At 42.4% G+C, this 14,618-nt stretch carries 16 protein-coding genes and 1 other annotated feature; of the genes, 8 read left to right on the top strand and 8 right to left on the bottom strand.

Annotated features, from left to right (window positions below):
• Nucleotides 1–100 precede the first annotated feature (100 nt).
• On the top strand, nucleotides 101–1,150 hold the full coding sequence (locus M3234_RS04850; RefSeq protein ID WP_262303626.1) for a M42 family metallopeptidase: 1,050 nt from the start codon (nucleotides 101–103) through the stop codon (nucleotides 1,148–1,150).
• A gap of 72 nt (nucleotides 1,151–1,222) precedes the next feature.
• Nucleotides 1,223–1,432, top strand: a complete 210-nt coding sequence (locus M3234_RS04845) for a twin-arginine translocase TatA/TatE family subunit (protein ID WP_066308442.1) — start codon at nucleotides 1,223–1,225, stop codon at nucleotides 1,430–1,432.
• Between the two features lie 86 nt (nucleotides 1,433–1,518).
• Here M3234_RS04845 and M3234_RS29195 read toward each other — a convergent pair whose 3' ends face one another.
• Entirely contained in the window at nucleotides 1,519–1,644 is a 126-nt protein-coding gene (locus M3234_RS29195; RefSeq protein ID WP_285858268.1) for a hypothetical protein, read from the bottom strand.
• A gap of 125 nt (nucleotides 1,645–1,769) precedes the next feature.
• A complete protein-coding gene (locus tag M3234_RS04840; RefSeq protein WP_262303625.1) occupies nucleotides 1,770–2,375 on the bottom strand; it encodes a hypothetical protein in 606 nt (201 codons plus the stop codon).
• Between the two features lie 286 nt (nucleotides 2,376–2,661).
• On the opposite strand from M3234_RS04840, the gene M3234_RS04835 reads away from it, so the two are divergent.
• Nucleotides 2,662–3,885, top strand: coding sequence for an NAD(P)/FAD-dependent oxidoreductase (locus M3234_RS04835; RefSeq protein ID WP_262303624.1), 1,224 nt, complete (start codon nucleotides 2,662–2,664; stop codon nucleotides 3,883–3,885).
• A gap of 172 nt (nucleotides 3,886–4,057) precedes the next feature.
• Here the strand turns inward: M3234_RS04835 and M3234_RS04830 are convergent, their stop codons facing one another.
• From M3234_RS04830 to M3234_RS04820, 3 genes are read right to left on the bottom strand one after another with little or no spacing between them, the layout of a single operon-like run.
• Entirely contained in the window at nucleotides 4,058–5,038 is a 981-nt protein-coding gene (locus tag M3234_RS04830; protein ID WP_262303623.1) for an ABC transporter permease, read from the bottom strand.
• Nucleotides 5,031–5,945, bottom strand: coding sequence for an ABC transporter ATP-binding protein (locus M3234_RS04825; protein ID WP_262303622.1), 915 nt, complete (start codon nucleotides 5,943–5,945; stop codon nucleotides 5,031–5,033). The genes M3234_RS04830 and M3234_RS04825 overlap by 8 nt, the downstream gene beginning before the upstream one ends.
• A gap of 11 nt (nucleotides 5,946–5,956) precedes the next feature.
• Entirely contained in the window at nucleotides 5,957–6,736 is a 780-nt protein-coding gene (locus M3234_RS04820) for an SGNH/GDSL hydrolase family protein (RefSeq protein WP_262303621.1), read from the bottom strand.
• Nucleotides 6,737–6,995: 259 nt separating this feature from the next.
• Here M3234_RS04820 and M3234_RS04815 point away from each other — a divergent pair, with 259 nt between their 5' ends.
• Entirely contained in the window at nucleotides 6,996–7,844 is an 849-nt protein-coding gene (locus tag M3234_RS04815; protein ID WP_262303620.1) for a DegV family protein, read from the top strand.
• 47 nt (nucleotides 7,845–7,891) lie between these two features.
• On the opposite strand, the gene hmpA is transcribed toward M3234_RS04815, so the two are convergent.
• Entirely contained in the window at nucleotides 7,892–9,103 is a 1,212-nt protein-coding gene (gene hmpA, locus M3234_RS04810) for an NO-inducible flavohemoprotein (RefSeq protein ID WP_262303619.1), read from the bottom strand.
• A 203-nt stretch (nucleotides 9,104–9,306) separates the two neighbouring features.
• Here hmpA and M3234_RS04805 point away from each other — a divergent pair, with 203 nt between their 5' ends.
• Nucleotides 9,307–9,894, top strand: coding sequence for a YdcF family protein (locus M3234_RS04805; RefSeq protein WP_262303618.1), 588 nt, complete (start codon nucleotides 9,307–9,309; stop codon nucleotides 9,892–9,894).
• 45 nt (nucleotides 9,895–9,939) lie between these two features.
• Here M3234_RS04805 and M3234_RS04800 read toward each other — a convergent pair whose 3' ends face one another.
• Nucleotides 9,940–10,500 (bottom strand): GNAT family N-acetyltransferase, encoded by a 561-nt coding sequence (locus M3234_RS04800; protein ID WP_262303617.1) that lies wholly within the window; start codon nucleotides 10,498–10,500, stop codon nucleotides 9,940–9,942.
• A gap of 152 nt (nucleotides 10,501–10,652) precedes the next feature.
• Nucleotides 10,653–12,083 carry a proline--tRNA ligase gene (gene proS / locus M3234_RS04795; RefSeq protein ID WP_262303616.1) on the bottom strand — a complete coding sequence of 477 codons (1,431 nt, stop codon included), beginning with the start codon at nucleotides 12,081–12,083 and terminating at the stop codon, nucleotides 10,653–10,655.
• A 226-nt stretch (nucleotides 12,084–12,309) separates the two neighbouring features.
• Nucleotides 12,310–12,525, bottom strand: a binding site (T-box leader).
• A gap of 166 nt (nucleotides 12,526–12,691) precedes the next feature.
• On the opposite strand from proS, the gene M3234_RS29190 reads away from it, so the two are divergent.
• The 3 genes from M3234_RS29190 (at nucleotide 12,692) to M3234_RS04785 (ending at nucleotide 14,615) form a co-directional block, all read left to right on the top strand.
• Nucleotides 12,692–12,826, top strand: a complete 135-nt coding sequence (locus M3234_RS29190) for a hypothetical protein (RefSeq protein ID WP_285858267.1) — start codon at nucleotides 12,692–12,694, stop codon at nucleotides 12,824–12,826.
• Between the two features lie 101 nt (nucleotides 12,827–12,927).
• On the top strand, nucleotides 12,928–13,818 hold the full coding sequence (locus M3234_RS04790) for a cupredoxin domain-containing protein (protein WP_262303615.1): 891 nt from the start codon (nucleotides 12,928–12,930) through the stop codon (nucleotides 13,816–13,818).
• 335 nt (nucleotides 13,819–14,153) lie between these two features.
• A complete protein-coding gene (locus tag M3234_RS04785) occupies nucleotides 14,154–14,615 on the top strand; it encodes a MarR family winged helix-turn-helix transcriptional regulator (protein WP_262303614.1) in 462 nt (153 codons plus the stop codon).
• Nucleotides 14,616–14,618: the final 3 nt, after the last annotated feature.

The following is a 14,618-nucleotide window of genomic DNA, read 5'->3' as shown; positions in this document are numbered from 1 at the left end:
TAAACCTATGCATGCTGACAAAGAATGTTGACATTTGACATGAGATTTTTAAAAAGTTGTATAATAAAAAGGACAATATGATTGAGAGGGGACCCAGACTGTGGCATATCCAAATACTGAAGAAACAATGAAGTTGTTAACAAACCTGGTGTCGATTCCGAGTCCATCGGGAAACACCAATGAAGTCATTACATATGTTGAAAATTTCCTTGCCGGCTTGCAAGTCGAGACAACAAGAAATCGTAAGGGCGGCTTAATCGCTACCATTGAAGGAAAAGATTCCAGCCGGCACCGGATGTTGACGGCACATGTTGATACATTAGGGGCGATGGTGAAGGAAATCAAGGCAAACGGCCGTTTGCGCATCGACTTAATCGGCGGCTTTAAATACAACTCCATTGAAGGCGAATACTGCCAGATTGAAACAAGCAGCGGCAAAAAGTACACCGGGACCATCCTGATGCACCAAACATCCGTCCATGTATACAAAGATGCCGGGAAAGCAGAACGCAATCAGGAAAACATGGAAATAAGAATCGATGAAAAAGTACATACGGCTGAGGAAGTCCGTGCCCTTGGAATTGAAGTCGGGGATTTTGTTTCCTTCGACCCGCGGGTAGAGGTGACACCAAGCGGTTATATCAAATCCCGCCATTTGGATGACAAGGCTAGCGTTGCCGTTCTATTGCAATTAATCAAGCAAATAAAAACAGAAAATATCACGTTGCCCTACACAACCCACATTTTGATTTCCAATAATGAGGAAATCGGATATGGCGGAAATTCTAATATTACTCCGGAAACAGTCGAATACTTGGCGGTCGATATGGGTGCGATGGGTGATGGCCAGTCCACTGATGAATACACGGTTTCGATTTGCGTGAAGGACTCCAGCGGCCCGTATCATTACGGTTTACGCAAAGCATTGGTAAGGTTAGCGGAAGCCAACCATATCGGTTACAAACTTGATATTTATCCACACTATGGTTCCGATGCATCGGCAGCCATTCGCTCCGGACATGATCTTGTTCATGGATTAATCGGACCGGGAATTGATTCGTCCCATGCATTTGAACGGACCCATCAATCCTCGCTTGAGAACACAGCAAAGCTTTTATATTACTATGTTCAATCAGAGATGGTCATTTAATTTTACATTTACAAATCGCGGTAAGCAGCTATAATAAAAATGTCAGTTCATTAATGAGATGGAGATGGAATCATGTTTTCTAACATCGGTGTACCAGGGTTAATTCTAATTCTAACGTTAGCATTGATTGTGTTTGGACCAAATAAACTACCTGAAATCGGCCGTGCCTTCGGAAAGTCAATCCGTGAATTTAAAAATGCCACCAGCGGCATTGCTGATGACATTCGGAAAGATATTACGGAAGACATAAAGGAAATTAAACAAGTTGATTTGAAAAAATAAAGTTTTTAAAAGCATCCCCTGGTATTCATGGGGGATGCTTTTTTAGACTCAGGCTGAACTGTTGGCCGTTGTACCATTTGCGAAGGTTATCGTCTTGATTTCTCTGCCAGGGTCTGAAATTGATTCATTATTTTTTTGCGGGACTTATCGTTTCGGAGTAAATAGGCCGCCCCCAGAGCAACAGTTGTCATCATTAATTTTTTTCGATTCATTTATACCCTCCTCACCTTTTCGTCCTTAGTTAAATTACCCGTTTCGATATTCTTTTAACCATGATAATTATTAACCAGCACTGGCTTAAATAAAAAAACCAACCCCATAAGGATTGGTTCACACACTAATCGTCAAGCTTTTCTTTTAGCCTTTGGTTATGCTGTTTATACTGTTCCAAAAGCTGGTTCAACCCCTCAGCAGCCAGCTTATCATCTTTTTTCTCGACTGCAAGCTTAAGGTCGTGGTACATTTTCCAGCGTGCCATATCTTTTCCGCCATGGGCTTCCTTGATGAATTCTTCTTTGGTGATTTTGCCTTCCTCCAGCTGCTTATGGAGCTCTTTCATCTTTTTAAGTTTTTCGCTCCTCCATTTTTCCCGTTTTTCAGCATTATTTGGGCTCATCCACTCATTGCGCAGCTGCTTCTTTTCCTCCAAAACCTGAGTCCATTCATCCTTTTTATCTGGTGTATACTGGTCAACCCAGCCAAGCAGCTGCTTTTCCCGGTCTGCCATCTTGGCCTGCCAATCCCCATGCTTATGCCCATGCCCTTGCGTGCCATGCTGATCCGTGCTCTCCTCCGCCTCGCAATCACATTCCTCGGAGTTATCCACATTATTAACTTGTTCTTGGTTATCCACATTGGTGTCAGGCACCACTTCGTTTGCTCCAGCGGCAAATGGAACCGAAACTAACATTCCAATCATAAAAAGTATTATTTTTGCTTTCATTTGTCAAGCTCCTTTCGTATATCGGTAATGAACTCCTGTAGCATTGGTAAATTTGCCCTTCGTTATCATGCCCAAATTTTGAAAAAAAATTTACCAGTTTGTCATAAATTTTGTTAAAAAATTCTTGCGTTACCTTTAAAATTGTCGTATTCTATTATTAGAAAATAAATGTGAAATATTTCACAAACAATAATATAGAGCGATTGCTCTATTTTAAAACATTATTAATGTGAAATGTTTCACAAGAAGATATTTTAGAATTATGGGAACCAGGAGCTGATTGAAGATGAACAAGCCAAAAATCGTTATTTTAGGTGGAGGGTACGGAGGACTTATTACTTCTAAACGGTTAGAGAAATTATTAAAGTCCGGCGAGGCAGATGTTACGTTAATCAATAAACATAACTACCATTACTTAACCACACAGCTGCACAAAATCGGTGTACGAACTGCTGCCGACCGGCAAATCGCCATCTCGATTCCGGAATTAATTGACCCTAACAAAACCCGCTTTATCAAAGCAGAAGTAACATCTGTCGATACAGCTAACCAGGAAGTTCATCTTGAAGGCGGCACTGCGATCCAATACGATTATTTATTAGTTGCATTAGGCTTTGAAGTGGCAACATTCGGCATCCCGGGTGTTAAGGAGCATGCCTTTGAAATTCGCAGCTTCAAAAGCTCAAAAGCCATTTATCATCAAATTATTAAACAATTTAACCTTTATAAAGAAGATCAGGACCCTTCCCGCCTTACCTTTGTGGTTGCCGGTGGAGGTTTTACCGGAGTTGAAATCCTTGGCGAATTGGCGGACGGACTTCCAAAGCTTTGCAAAGAGCATGATATTCCATTTGAAAAAATCAGAATCGTTGCTGTCGAGGCTGCGGCATCCGTTATTCCGTTCTTCCCAAAACAATCGATTGAATACACCATCAATACTTTAAAGAAAATGAATGTTGAATTAATTACATCAACAAAGATACTGGAAGTAACAGCTGAAAAAATTCGTCTTGAAAATAGCCTTGATATACCTACCCGGACATTAATTTGGTCCTGCGGTGTAAAAGCTAATTCAATCGTGGAAAAATTTGGCTTCCCGATGGAAAGAGGAAAAATTGCACTTGATCCTTACCTGAGAGTAAAAAATATGAACAACGTTTTCAGTATTGGAGATTGTTCACTGTTCATGAAGGACGAAAAGAACGCTTTGCCACCTACGGCTCAAGTGGCCTTGCAGCAGGCACCTGTTTGTGCAAAAAATATTGTCGCGACCATTCGCGGCGAAGAACTAAAAGTATTTGAATATCACCACAAAGGTTCTGTTGCCTCAATCGGCAACTTTGCGGCAGTAGGATTGGTGGGCAGTGTCCGTCTTTCCGGATTAATCGGCGCCTTTATGAAGCAAGTAATTGAAGCCCGCTACCTATTTAACTTGGGTGGACCGGCATTAATTTTCAAGCAGCACGTAGGCGTGGACCGCGAGCCTGTAAAAATGACTGCCAAGCAATAGGCATTCCAGCCTGTTTATGATTGTTTACTTTCCGCAGCAAGGGGGAACGTCCCCTCACACCTCCTTGTTGCATTTGAATAGAAGCATCCCAATGATATGTCTTAAATTCCCCCGATTTTAAGACAAACAACCCGCTTCCTTAATGGGAGCGGGTTGTTTATTTAGTCAAAAATTAATATACATCTCTCTTTGTAAAGACAACAAAGGAAACAATCAGCGCTGCCGCCCACCAGACGAGCAGAACCATCATCGAAAATGACAGGTTCATGCCCTCAATCGGCGGTGCACTTCCCTTCATATAATCTGTTAACCTTAAATTCACCATGAAAAAATATTTAGCTGATTCCCACGAGGAAACCATATTACTTAAAATAGCACCAGAGATCAGTGCCGCAAGCATGACACCCATTCCGGCGGCGGTGCTACGAATTAATACCGATAGCATAAATGACAATGTCCCGACCACAATGGCGACAAACCAGACAAGGCCTAAATCCATCAAGAGAAACTCCCATAAACTTAATAATCTAACATCAGAAGTGCTTAGTCCTTCATCGGTAATATTAAACCCAGTTAAAATCGGAGCTCCCCAGCCTTTGTAGCCAAAGACTGTACCTGAAATGAGGTAAGAGAGGATTCCGGCAATGGCGATGATTAGCGAGACAGCCAGGCACAGGGTAATATATTTGCTTAAAAGAATTTTCCACCGCTTCACCGGCCTCGTTAACAGGAGCTTGACCGTCCCCATACTATGCTCGGAAGACACCAAATCACTAGCGATCACCATGACCATTAACGGGATAAATAAATCAATCGAGTTTTCCAGAAAAATTCTGATAAATGTCGGAGCTCCTGGCTCAGCCGGATTGATATCATGATCAAGATAATATTGCTTCTGCTGCAGCGAAATTTGCAGTTGCTTTTTCCACTCATCAGAAATTCGGCTGCTGCTAAGACGATTGGTCGTATCGACAATTTGCTGCTGTAGAATCGTCCGCCAATCGCTCGTGCCTAATTTTTTCCTTTGTGTTTCGGTTTCCTTATACTGGGCATATGTAAACAAGATGACAAGAACACCAATGATAATACCAATAACAATCAGGCGTTTTTTTGCGATTAGCTTCAGCATTTCATTTTGGACCAGCTTAGTCAATTGTCTCACCCCCGGTCAATTCAAGGAATAAATCCTCCAGCACCGGCATCTTGCGGTTCATTTCTAGTACCGAGACACCTGCTTCTACTAGTCGTTTATTCCACAACGGAGTCCCCTGTTCATCAAATTCGGTTAAGACTGTACCGTCTTCTCGTTCCTCAACCTTTGTTAACTCACGTAAAACTTGTTTGCCTTTTTCGCTAGGATTCATCACCCACTGTACTCGTTCCCGATTGGATAATAGGTTTTCAACCGTATCGGTGGTTATAATACGTCCCTTGGAAATAATGGCCACCCTGTCGCACAATTGCTGGATTTCACTTAATAAATGACTGGAAACAAGAACGCTTAGTCCCTCTTTTTCTGCAAGAAACCTTATAAATTCCCGCATCTCACGGATTCCGGCCGGATCCAGACCATTAGTGGGTTCATCCAAGATGAGCACCTTTGGATTTCCAAGCAAAGCTTGGGCAATACCGAGGCGTTGTCTCATTCCCAGAGAATACGTCTTCACTTTATCGTGAATCCGCTCAGTCAAACCGGCAAGTTTGGTTACCTCATGAATTCGCTCTTCTCCAATCCCCTCGAGCATCCGAGCAAAATGGAGCAGGTTGTTATAGCCTGACAAAAATGGATACAATTCCGGATTTTCCACAATGCAGCCTAGATTCTTCATTGCCTCTGAAAATTGCGCTTCAATATTATAGCCACCGATATGGATCGTGCCAGAAGTCGGCTTAATCAAGCCAACAAGCATTCGGATGGTTGTTGTTTTCCCAGCACCATTTGGCCCAAGGAAACCAAACACTTCCCCTTCCCGCAAATCAAAGGACAATCCTTTGATTATTTCTTTGCGGCCAATTTTCTTTTTTAAATCCTTTACCGATAAAGTGATATTTTTTTTCATAAATAATCTCCTCACCAAGTGATTAATGAGGCCACCCGTTCCGCAATTAACCGGTACCCTTTTGTATTTGGATGAAACTTATCGGAATATAGGTAATCATTAACCTTTAGCTCAAATAGGTCAAACGTTGGAACAAACACTATTTTTGGAAAAGCAGCGCTTACTTCTGCACTTTGATAGTTCCACTGCCGGACAACCTTGGACATCTCTTTTCCTTCTCCCAGCTCAATAAATGGGTTATAAAGTCCGATAAAAAACACATTGGCATTCTGATTGTGATTTCGAATTTGTTCAAAAATAGCCTTAATATTTTCGAGGTATTTGGTTTGTATCCCAGTCAGGTCCTCATTTTTAAACTCGATAATCCCTTGCCCGCCTCGAAACAAATCGTTCCCACCAATTGTCACTACAATGACATCAGCTTTGTGGATTTGCCGCTGCACCTCCGTCTGCCCAACCTGATTCCGCAGCTGGTCTGAGCGCTGTCCATTGATGCCAAGGTTCGTAAGCTGTACCGGCTGCTTTGTCTTTTCCTTCAATTCATCCACTAAAACACCGACATAGCCTTTACCGGTCTCGTCACCCGTTCCTCGCGTCAATGAATCACCCAAGGCGACTACCGTTAACCCTTTTTTGTTTTCAGCCTTTTCTATTTTCTGCTCACTTGCCTTGGGAACTTGATCCTGTTTCCCTGCATAGTATTCAGACACTGCCCAGCCAAGGCCGGCCAGCCAAAGAAGAAAAAATAAAGCCGCAATAATCGTCACTAAGCGAACCATGTTTTTACTCAAACAGCTCAACCCTTTCCGGCCATGAATATACCCTCATTTAATCACAGTTTCATACCACATTAAAAGTTTTAGCAAAAAAATTTTTATTAGTTACATGACATTTGTTTATAGACGGGTTTCAACTGTTAAAGTATCTTTTATTTGGTTGTGCAAATCCGTAACCCCTATTCTATGTTTCATTATTTAACAAAAGCTTTAATAATGTCATATGTATAGCGGGTAATACTATAAATATGGCCACTCTCAGGAGGAGAAAGAAATGAACCCGGCGAAAATTGCTTGGATAACAGACACCACATCATCTCTCAGCAAGGAATTTATCGAGCAACATCACATACATGTCATTCCCCTGCACGTTGTGATTAATGACCAATTTTTTAAAGAGACAATCGACATCACGCAGGAAGAATTTTATATAAGAATGAAAACGGAAGAAGGAAAATTTCAATCATCCCAGCCTTCACTTAACGACTTTGTTGAGCTTTATGAAAAGTTAAAGACAGAATATGATTTCGGAGTAGCAATACATGCCTCCAGCATTCTGACGGGAACCTATCAAACTTCCGTTTTGGCAGCGGAAATGGCCGGTTTCAAACTATACGGTATAGATTCCCGCACCGGTTCCTATCCGCTGTCATTTTTAATAAAGAAAGGCATTCAATGGGTCGAACAAGGTGTAGAGATTAATGAGGTTGTTCGCCAACTGAATGAAATGCGTGACGATACCCGCCTGTTTCTAGTCCCGTCCAATCTTGACCAATTACATAAGAGTGGCCGGGTATCCGGCGGCCAAAAAATATTGGCATCGCTGCTTAACATTAAGCCGATCCTATCGATTGAAGAAGGCACCGCCAAAATCAAGGACAAGGTCCGGTCTGAAAAAAAGGCTCTCGCCTGGCTTGTTAGCCGCTTGAAGGAAGACTTGGAGTCGCATAAGGTGACAAAAGTGGCTATTATTCACGCGCACGAACAGGACAAGGCTGTCGCCTTTGAAAAATATATTCATGAGCAATTTCCTGATTTACAAACTGAGGTCATGATGCTGATCACTGTTGCTGGCGTGCATACGGGGGCTGGAACGTTAGGGCTTTCGTGGGTTTGTGAATAATAAACAACCCGATTTCCTTCATAATTGGAAAATCGGGTTCTTTTTTTTTAAACCAAGCTTGCTTTTGGTCCAAAAAACTCAAAGTGAATTCTTTCTTCATTAATACCCAGTTCTTGCAAACTGCTGTTAATGGCCTTCATAAATGGAACCGGCCCGCAGAAATAAAAATCGGCATCTTCGATTGAAACCTTTTCTTTTAGCCATTCACGGGTGACATAGCCCTCGACATCGAAACGATTGTGTTTACGGTCGTCGTCTGTCGGAGAATCATAGAAAACGTAGGATGTTACATTTTCAAGCTGTGCCAACTCCTCCACTTCCTCTCTAAGGGCATGGACATTGCTGTTTTGGGCCGCATGGACAAAGGCCACCATACGTTTAGGCTGAACTTCGACAACTGTTTTAAGCATGCTCATCATTGGAGTTAAACCAACCCCGCCGCTTAATAGTACAACCGGTGAGGATTTTTCAGTATCGAGTACAAAATCTCCTGCAGGGGCACTAATCTGAAGTAAATCTCCTTCGTTTACACCCTCATGAAGGTAATTGGACACCACACCATCAGGATTGGCTGTTCCCGCTTCACGTTTAACGCTAATTCTGTAATAGCCCTTGCCTGGTGCATCGGAAAGACTATACTGGCGAATATGGGTGAACTTTTGGCCTTCGATTTCAAGTTTTATACTGATATATTGTCCCGGTTTAAAATCGGCAATGGCTTGGTTGTCGGTTGGTTTTAAATAAAAGGACGTGATAACATCACTTTCCTGCACTTTCCGGTCAACGTAAAAGGCGCGGAACCCGTCCCAGCCACCTTGCAAGGTTGCAGCTTCATGATACATTTCTGCTTCCACACCAATGAAGGCATTGGCAATTACATCATAGGCCTGTGCCCATGCGTCAATAATTTCGTCCGTTGCCGCCTCCCCTAACACATCCTTAATTGCTAGTAAAAGATGCTTCCCGACGATTGGATAATGCTCAGGCTTGATGCCAAGGCTTCGATGCTTATGAGCAATTTGTTTCACGACCGGAAGGATGGCTTCCAAATTATCAATATACATTGCCGCAGCATATACGGTGCCAGCCAAGGCCTTTTGCTGCCGCCCCTGTTTTTGATTGGCATGATTAAAAATATTCAATAATTCCGGATGGTTTCCGAACATGAGCTGATAAAATCTGATCGTAATTTGTTCACCATACTGCTCGAGCACCGGAACGGTTGATTTAACAATTTCTATCGTTTTTTGATTTAACACATTGAACACTCCTTTTGGTTTTCACTATGTACGTAGTATTATATGACAAAAAACATGGCAGCTTAGTGATTTAAATCACACATTGTTATATTAGAATATTTAGAACTAGGTCATAGTCCCAATTTCCTGTTACGGATTCCACAATATGCTGGAAATTATTAAGTAGATACATTACTATTAAGAAAAAATAGGTTAGGGGAAACATGAAAAATCGGAAGCGGATATATACTATTCTCGGCATTTTAATTGGTATCGGTTTGATTTTTTGTCTGTTTTTGCAATTTAAAATTAGTCAGTATTGGCATGTGGAAGCACCAAAAAATGCCGATTATTTGATTGTCTTGGGTGCAAAGGTTAACGGCACCGTCCCTTCTTTGGCACTGGCCCGTCGAATCGATGCTGCAGCGGAATACCTTAAGGATAACCCAACTACACTGGTGATTGCTTCCGGTGGTCAAGGCCGCGGCGAGGACATTTCTGAAGCGGAGAGCATTAAGCGGGAGTTGTTGAAACAAGGCATCAGCAAATCGCGGATTATTCTGGAAAATCAATCGACGGACACCTATGAAAATATTGCTTTTTCTAAAAAACTAATTCCATCTGAGGCAAAGCTAGGTGTTGTGGTTACGAATGCGTTCCACCTATATCGCGGAGTTTCCATCGCCCGTGACCAAGGGCTGGAGGTGGACGGACTTCCGGCAGAAACGCCAATTCAAGCTGTTGTGAAATCCTATTTTCGCGAATATTTGGCGATAACCAAGTTTTATTTAAAACGATATATTTTGGATTGATTGATAGAAAAACTCGGCTTTTTTTGTTGGCCGAGTTTTTCCTTGTTATTTTATTTTTGCATAAATGCACGTATCTCGTATTTCTTTGCCGTCTCCGGATAGACCGTCATTTTTCAGGATGCCTTCAAGCTGAAACCCGAGGCGTTCGGGGACCGCTTTACTTCGATTATTTTTTGAATCACAGCGAATTTCGACCCGCTTGGCGTTCAATTCGGTGAAAGCGAAATTCGTAATCGCTTCTGTCGCCTCCGTTATATAGCCTTTTCGTTGATGACGGGTATCAATCCAATAACCGATTTCAAACTTAGGAATATCCCAGTTAATTCGGTGCAAACCTGATGACCCGATAAACTCTCCTGTTTCCTTATTAAAAATATGCAATCTTAGGTCTTCCCTGGTTAAAAACTTGGCATGGGCTTCGCGCATGTTCGCTTCAACATCATCCACCGTTTGCTCCCGATCAGCCCACGGCATCCACGGCTTTAGTTCAGCCATTGACGCCTGCATCGCCTGATAAACAGCCTTTCCGTCACCAGGCATCGGCTTGCGGATGATGAGTCTTTCTGTGGCAATCTCTTCCGGAAATTCTTTTAAAATTGGTTTCATTCTGTCTTCCTCTCCTCCCGAGTTTTATATATTCGCCTTTTATGGTTGGAAAACCTTTTAAAAATGGCGTCCGCGGATATCCAGCATGTTTGCGCGGATATATTCTATCAACCAAGAAAAAAGGCTCTTCCACCCCGGAAGAGCCCTCAAAATTAATATGCTTTTGCCCAATAAACCATTTTATCGGCGTCTTTGTCGCAGCAAACGCACTTATCAGAGATTTTTTCCTGCTCAAATGGGATACAGCGTGAGGTCGCCCCCACATCTTCCTTAATTTTCTCCTCGCAGGCGAGCTCGCCGCACCACATTGCCTTGATAAAGCCTGGTTTTGCCTCCAATGTACTCTTTAACTCATCAAGAGTTGTCGCCACAGAGGTTCTCTCTTCGCGATGCTTCAATGCTTTGTTATATAAGTTAGATTGGATGTCATCAAGCAACTCAACAAGCTTCTGCTCCAACTGATCCATTGGCACAACCACTTTTTCCAATGTGTCGCGACGAACCAATACAACTTGCTTGTTCTCAATATCTTTAGGTCCCACTTCTAAACGAACCGGAATTCCCTTCATTTCATACTCGTTGAATTTCCAGCCTGGCTTCTTGTCGCTGGCATCAATACCAACACGGGCCACTTTTGAAAGAGATGCCTTCAGGTCATAGGCAAAGTCTAAGACTCCTTCTTTATGCTGGGCGATTGGCACAATCATCACCTGAGTTGGCGCAGCCTTTGGCGGAATCACCAAGCCGCGGTCATCACCGTGGACCATGATTAACGCACCGATGACACGAGTGGTAAAGCCCCATGATGTTTGATGGACATACTGCAGCTTCCCTTCTTTATCGGTGTATTGAATGCCAAATGCCTCGGCAAAGCCGGTACCAAAGTGGTGGGAAGTGCCGGACTGCAACGCCTTACCGTCATGCATTAAGCTTTCGACAGTAAATGTTGCTTTAGCTCCAGCGAATTTTTCCTTCTCGGTTTTCTGCCCCTTAACAACCGGAATCGCCAGAATGTTCTCAAGTACATCAGCATACACATTCAACATTTTGATGGTTTCTTCCATCGCATCCTCATCCGTCGCATGCGCGGTGTGCCCTTCCTGCCACAAAAACTCCAATGTCCGCAAGAATGGACGGGTCGTTTTCTCCCAGCGTACAACGTTGGCCCATTGATTATACAGCTTTGGCAGGTCACGGTAGGAGTGAATGATATTGCTATAATGCTCACAGAATAGAACCTCTGATGTTGGACGGACGACCAATCGCTCCGTCAGCTCCTCGGAACCTCCGTGTGTTACCCATGCCACTTCGGGAGCAAAGCCCTCAACGTGGTCTTTCTCTTTTTGCAGCAGGCTCTCAGGGATGAATAAAGGCATATACACGTTTTCATGCCCTGTTTCTTTAATGCGTCGGTCCAGTTCGTTTTTGATATTATCCCAAAGCGCAAAGCCGTATGGGCGGATGATCATCGAACCGCGTACACTTGAATAATCGATTAAATCTGCTTTTGTTACGACATCTGTATACCACTGCGCGAAATCATCATCCATCGCCGTAATATCTTTTACAAATTCCTTAGCCATTTTGACACCTCATTATTTTTTTAAAATATATCCAGCTCCAGCGCCAAGGGGCTCGGGTCATAAGCCAATCCGTCAAGAAGGCTAAAGAGCAGCCTTCCTGCCGGCTCGTCTTATGCCTGTCGCCCCTGGCCACTAAGGAAAGCTCCTTAGAATAATCCTCGCAGGAACAAGCTGCGCTTGTTCCGAAGGCGCTTCCGCTTTTAAATATAAAAAGGCCTTGATCCTAAAAAGGGACCAAGGCCTGGCGGTACCACCCTAAATTCATAAAGCGATTGCTTTATACTCTTTCCATGATAACGGATTTTATCCGCATGTATCTTCAGCAATATCCGATACAGAACTCGGAGGCAGGTTCAACTGATTGCCTTAAGAAACCTCGCACCAATGGTTTCCTCTCTTGGTAAGACAGCTTCAATTTACTAATCCCCGTCATTGTTTCAAGCTATATTTTAGAAAAAATTATATAGTTCTCCATCATAAAAGTCAATTCTTATTGTGGAATATTTTAATAATACGTCCAGTTTTACCTAATTAATATTCTTCCATACTTTAAAGCTGGTGCTAAATCGGGTAATATTATATTGATCAGTTAAATTGGGGTGATTTGCATGGAGGATAACAAAAAGGATGAACTTGACCTTGAAGAGGAAGAAAAAGAATTCCTGCTGGATTTAATGAAAATGCAAAATGAAACCCTAAAACGGATTTATAAAAAAACATTGGAAAACGAAAAAGAAAAATAGTTTTGAGATGTTCATAAAACGTTCAATTCTTGTCGCTGTAAATGGTTTTTTAACCTATATAATACTCTTATGTTAGTAACCCATAAGAGGAGACGTTAAACATGACATATTTTATGATTATTTCTGCCATCATCGTTGCGGCGACAACAGGCTATTCTATTTATCTTTTATACAAAAATAAGGGGCAACTGGCAAAAACGCCGGGCTTGATGATTTCGATTGCCATTTCAACAATGGCAGGGTTGCTTTCCGGGACGATAACCGGCATTTTATCCGGAGAGATGTTCCTTGTTGTCGGCATCAGTATGATTATCGGTTTTATGGTTGGGTTTTTGGCGGGGCATCCGATTGGACTCCTGGCCATCGTGATGAGTTCCATATTCGGTTTGCTTGGCGGGATTATCGGTGCCATTTTAGGTGTCCTACTTATCTTCATTAATCCTATCATTCTCTTAGGTATTTTATTGGGCCTTTTTATTGTGATTATCGGGCTTGTCATACTTTTTATTTTGGCTGATAACAATCAAAAATACTCGGTTCAAACAGAGGAATTGTCACCGTTTGCTATTATTGCGGGCGGAGTTGTATTTGCCTCCCTGTTTTTGTTTTTGTATAGCAGTAATTGGGTGGAAATCCCTGTCAAAACTGAAGCCGCACAGGCCGAGGCTTCACAAACGAAGACCACACAGCCTGCGGCAAGGGCGGAGATTGACGTGACGGATGAAGCAACACCTAAGGTGAAGATGCTTGTTACGGACAGAGGGTATGCTCCGAATGTCATTCGGGTGAAAAAAGGTGCTCCAGTCGAACTAGAAATTCAAAATCCAGGCGATAATAGCTGCTTCTCGAAATTTAATATGCCTGATTTTAATATTAACAATGCTGATTTAAAAATTGGCACAACGACATTAACGTTCATGCCCGACAAAACTGGGGAATATACCTTTAGCTGCGGCATGAATATGTTTAAAGGCACCGTAATTGTTGAATAAGTTCATCAACAAGCCATCCTTAGTATGGCTTGTTTTTTGTTTTGTTTATAGGCTAAAGTCTGTCGGTCTCGAATAAGATTAAATTATATAGACTTGTCCGATAAACTGTGGAGGTGCTTTTACCACCGGCACCCTTTCCCACCCTTTCACGGGAAAAATAACACCTTCTTTTTTACCGTGCATGGACCCCTTTACTTCTTCATCGAACCCTAAAAATTCTTCCCCCGGTGTTTTTAATAATTCCTAATTGACTACATTGTTCAATTGTTTTATAGTTTAACACGTGAATAGTTCAATGATTAAACTAATATCAATAACAACAGAGGTGACACCAAATGAATAATCCCCTAATTCAAGACTTGATTGACCGCTATGTGAATGTTTCCTTTCAGGTACATAAAAAAGCGGAATCCCTTATCAAGGCGGAACTGGGCAATGACTTAACCAATGACCAGCATTATGTTTTAAGTTATATCCGTAAGGCCAGCGGCTGTACCTCAACCGAACTCGCCGATGCCTTTGATGTCAATAAAAGTGCGATAACTGCCATCATTAGTCGGATGGCGGATCGGGGGCTTATCGAAAGGACCCGTGATGTCAATGACCGTCGTGTCGTCTATCTGACGTTAACAGGGGCTGGGGAGGAACTTTTTCGCGCATGCCAGGAAAAAGTTCATCAATTGGTGGAATCTATCATTACCAAATTTGATGAAACGGAAATCACCACATTTATCAATACTTATGAAAAACTTGCTCAAATACTCGACAACAAGAAAAAGGATGAACTGGGGGAATAGCAA

This window comes from Neobacillus niacini (genome assembly GCF_023715785.1).
In the GTDB taxonomy this organism is placed as follows: Bacteria; Bacillota; Bacilli; order Bacillales; family Cytobacillaceae; genus Neobacillus; species Neobacillus niacini_E.
The sequence above is the reverse complement of the archived record's forward strand: the minus strand, read 5'-3'. Positions and strand labels throughout refer to the sequence as shown.

What these genes read in the sequence shown, in the direction of transcription:
- M3234_RS04845 (WP_066308442.1), top strand. Translation starts at nt 1,223, where the DNA reads ATGTTTTCTAACATCGGTGTACCAGGGTTAATTCTAATTCTAACGTTA.
- M3234_RS29195 (WP_285858268.1), bottom strand. Translation starts at nt 1,644, where the DNA reads ATGAATCGAAAAAAATTAATGATGACAACTGTTGCTCTGGGGGCGGCC.
- M3234_RS04840 (WP_262303625.1), bottom strand. Translation starts at nt 2,375, where the DNA reads ATGAAAGCAAAAATAATACTTTTTATGATTGGAATGTTAGTTTCGGTT.
- M3234_RS04835 (WP_262303624.1), top strand. Translation starts at nt 2,662, where the DNA reads ATGAACAAGCCAAAAATCGTTATTTTAGGTGGAGGGTACGGAGGACTT.
- M3234_RS04825 (WP_262303622.1), bottom strand. Translation starts at nt 5,945, where the DNA reads ATGAAAAAAAATATCACTTTATCGGTAAAGGATTTAAAAAAGAAAATT.
- M3234_RS04815 (WP_262303620.1), top strand. Translation starts at nt 6,996, where the DNA reads ATGAACCCGGCGAAAATTGCTTGGATAACAGACACCACATCATCTCTC.
- M3234_RS04805 (WP_262303618.1), top strand. Translation starts at nt 9,307, where the DNA reads ATGAAAAATCGGAAGCGGATATATACTATTCTCGGCATTTTAATTGGT.
- M3234_RS04800 (WP_262303617.1), bottom strand. Translation starts at nt 10,500, where the DNA reads ATGAAACCAATTTTAAAAGAATTTCCGGAAGAGATTGCCACAGAAAGA.
- proS (WP_262303616.1), bottom strand. Translation starts at nt 12,083, where the DNA reads ATGGCTAAGGAATTTGTAAAAGATATTACGGCGATGGATGATGATTTC.
- M3234_RS29190 (WP_285858267.1), top strand. Translation starts at nt 12,692, where the DNA reads ATGGAGGATAACAAAAAGGATGAACTTGACCTTGAAGAGGAAGAAAAA.
- M3234_RS04790 (WP_262303615.1), top strand. Translation starts at nt 12,928, where the DNA reads ATGACATATTTTATGATTATTTCTGCCATCATCGTTGCGGCGACAACA.
- M3234_RS04785 (WP_262303614.1), top strand. Translation starts at nt 14,154, where the DNA reads ATGAATAATCCCCTAATTCAAGACTTGATTGACCGCTATGTGAATGTT.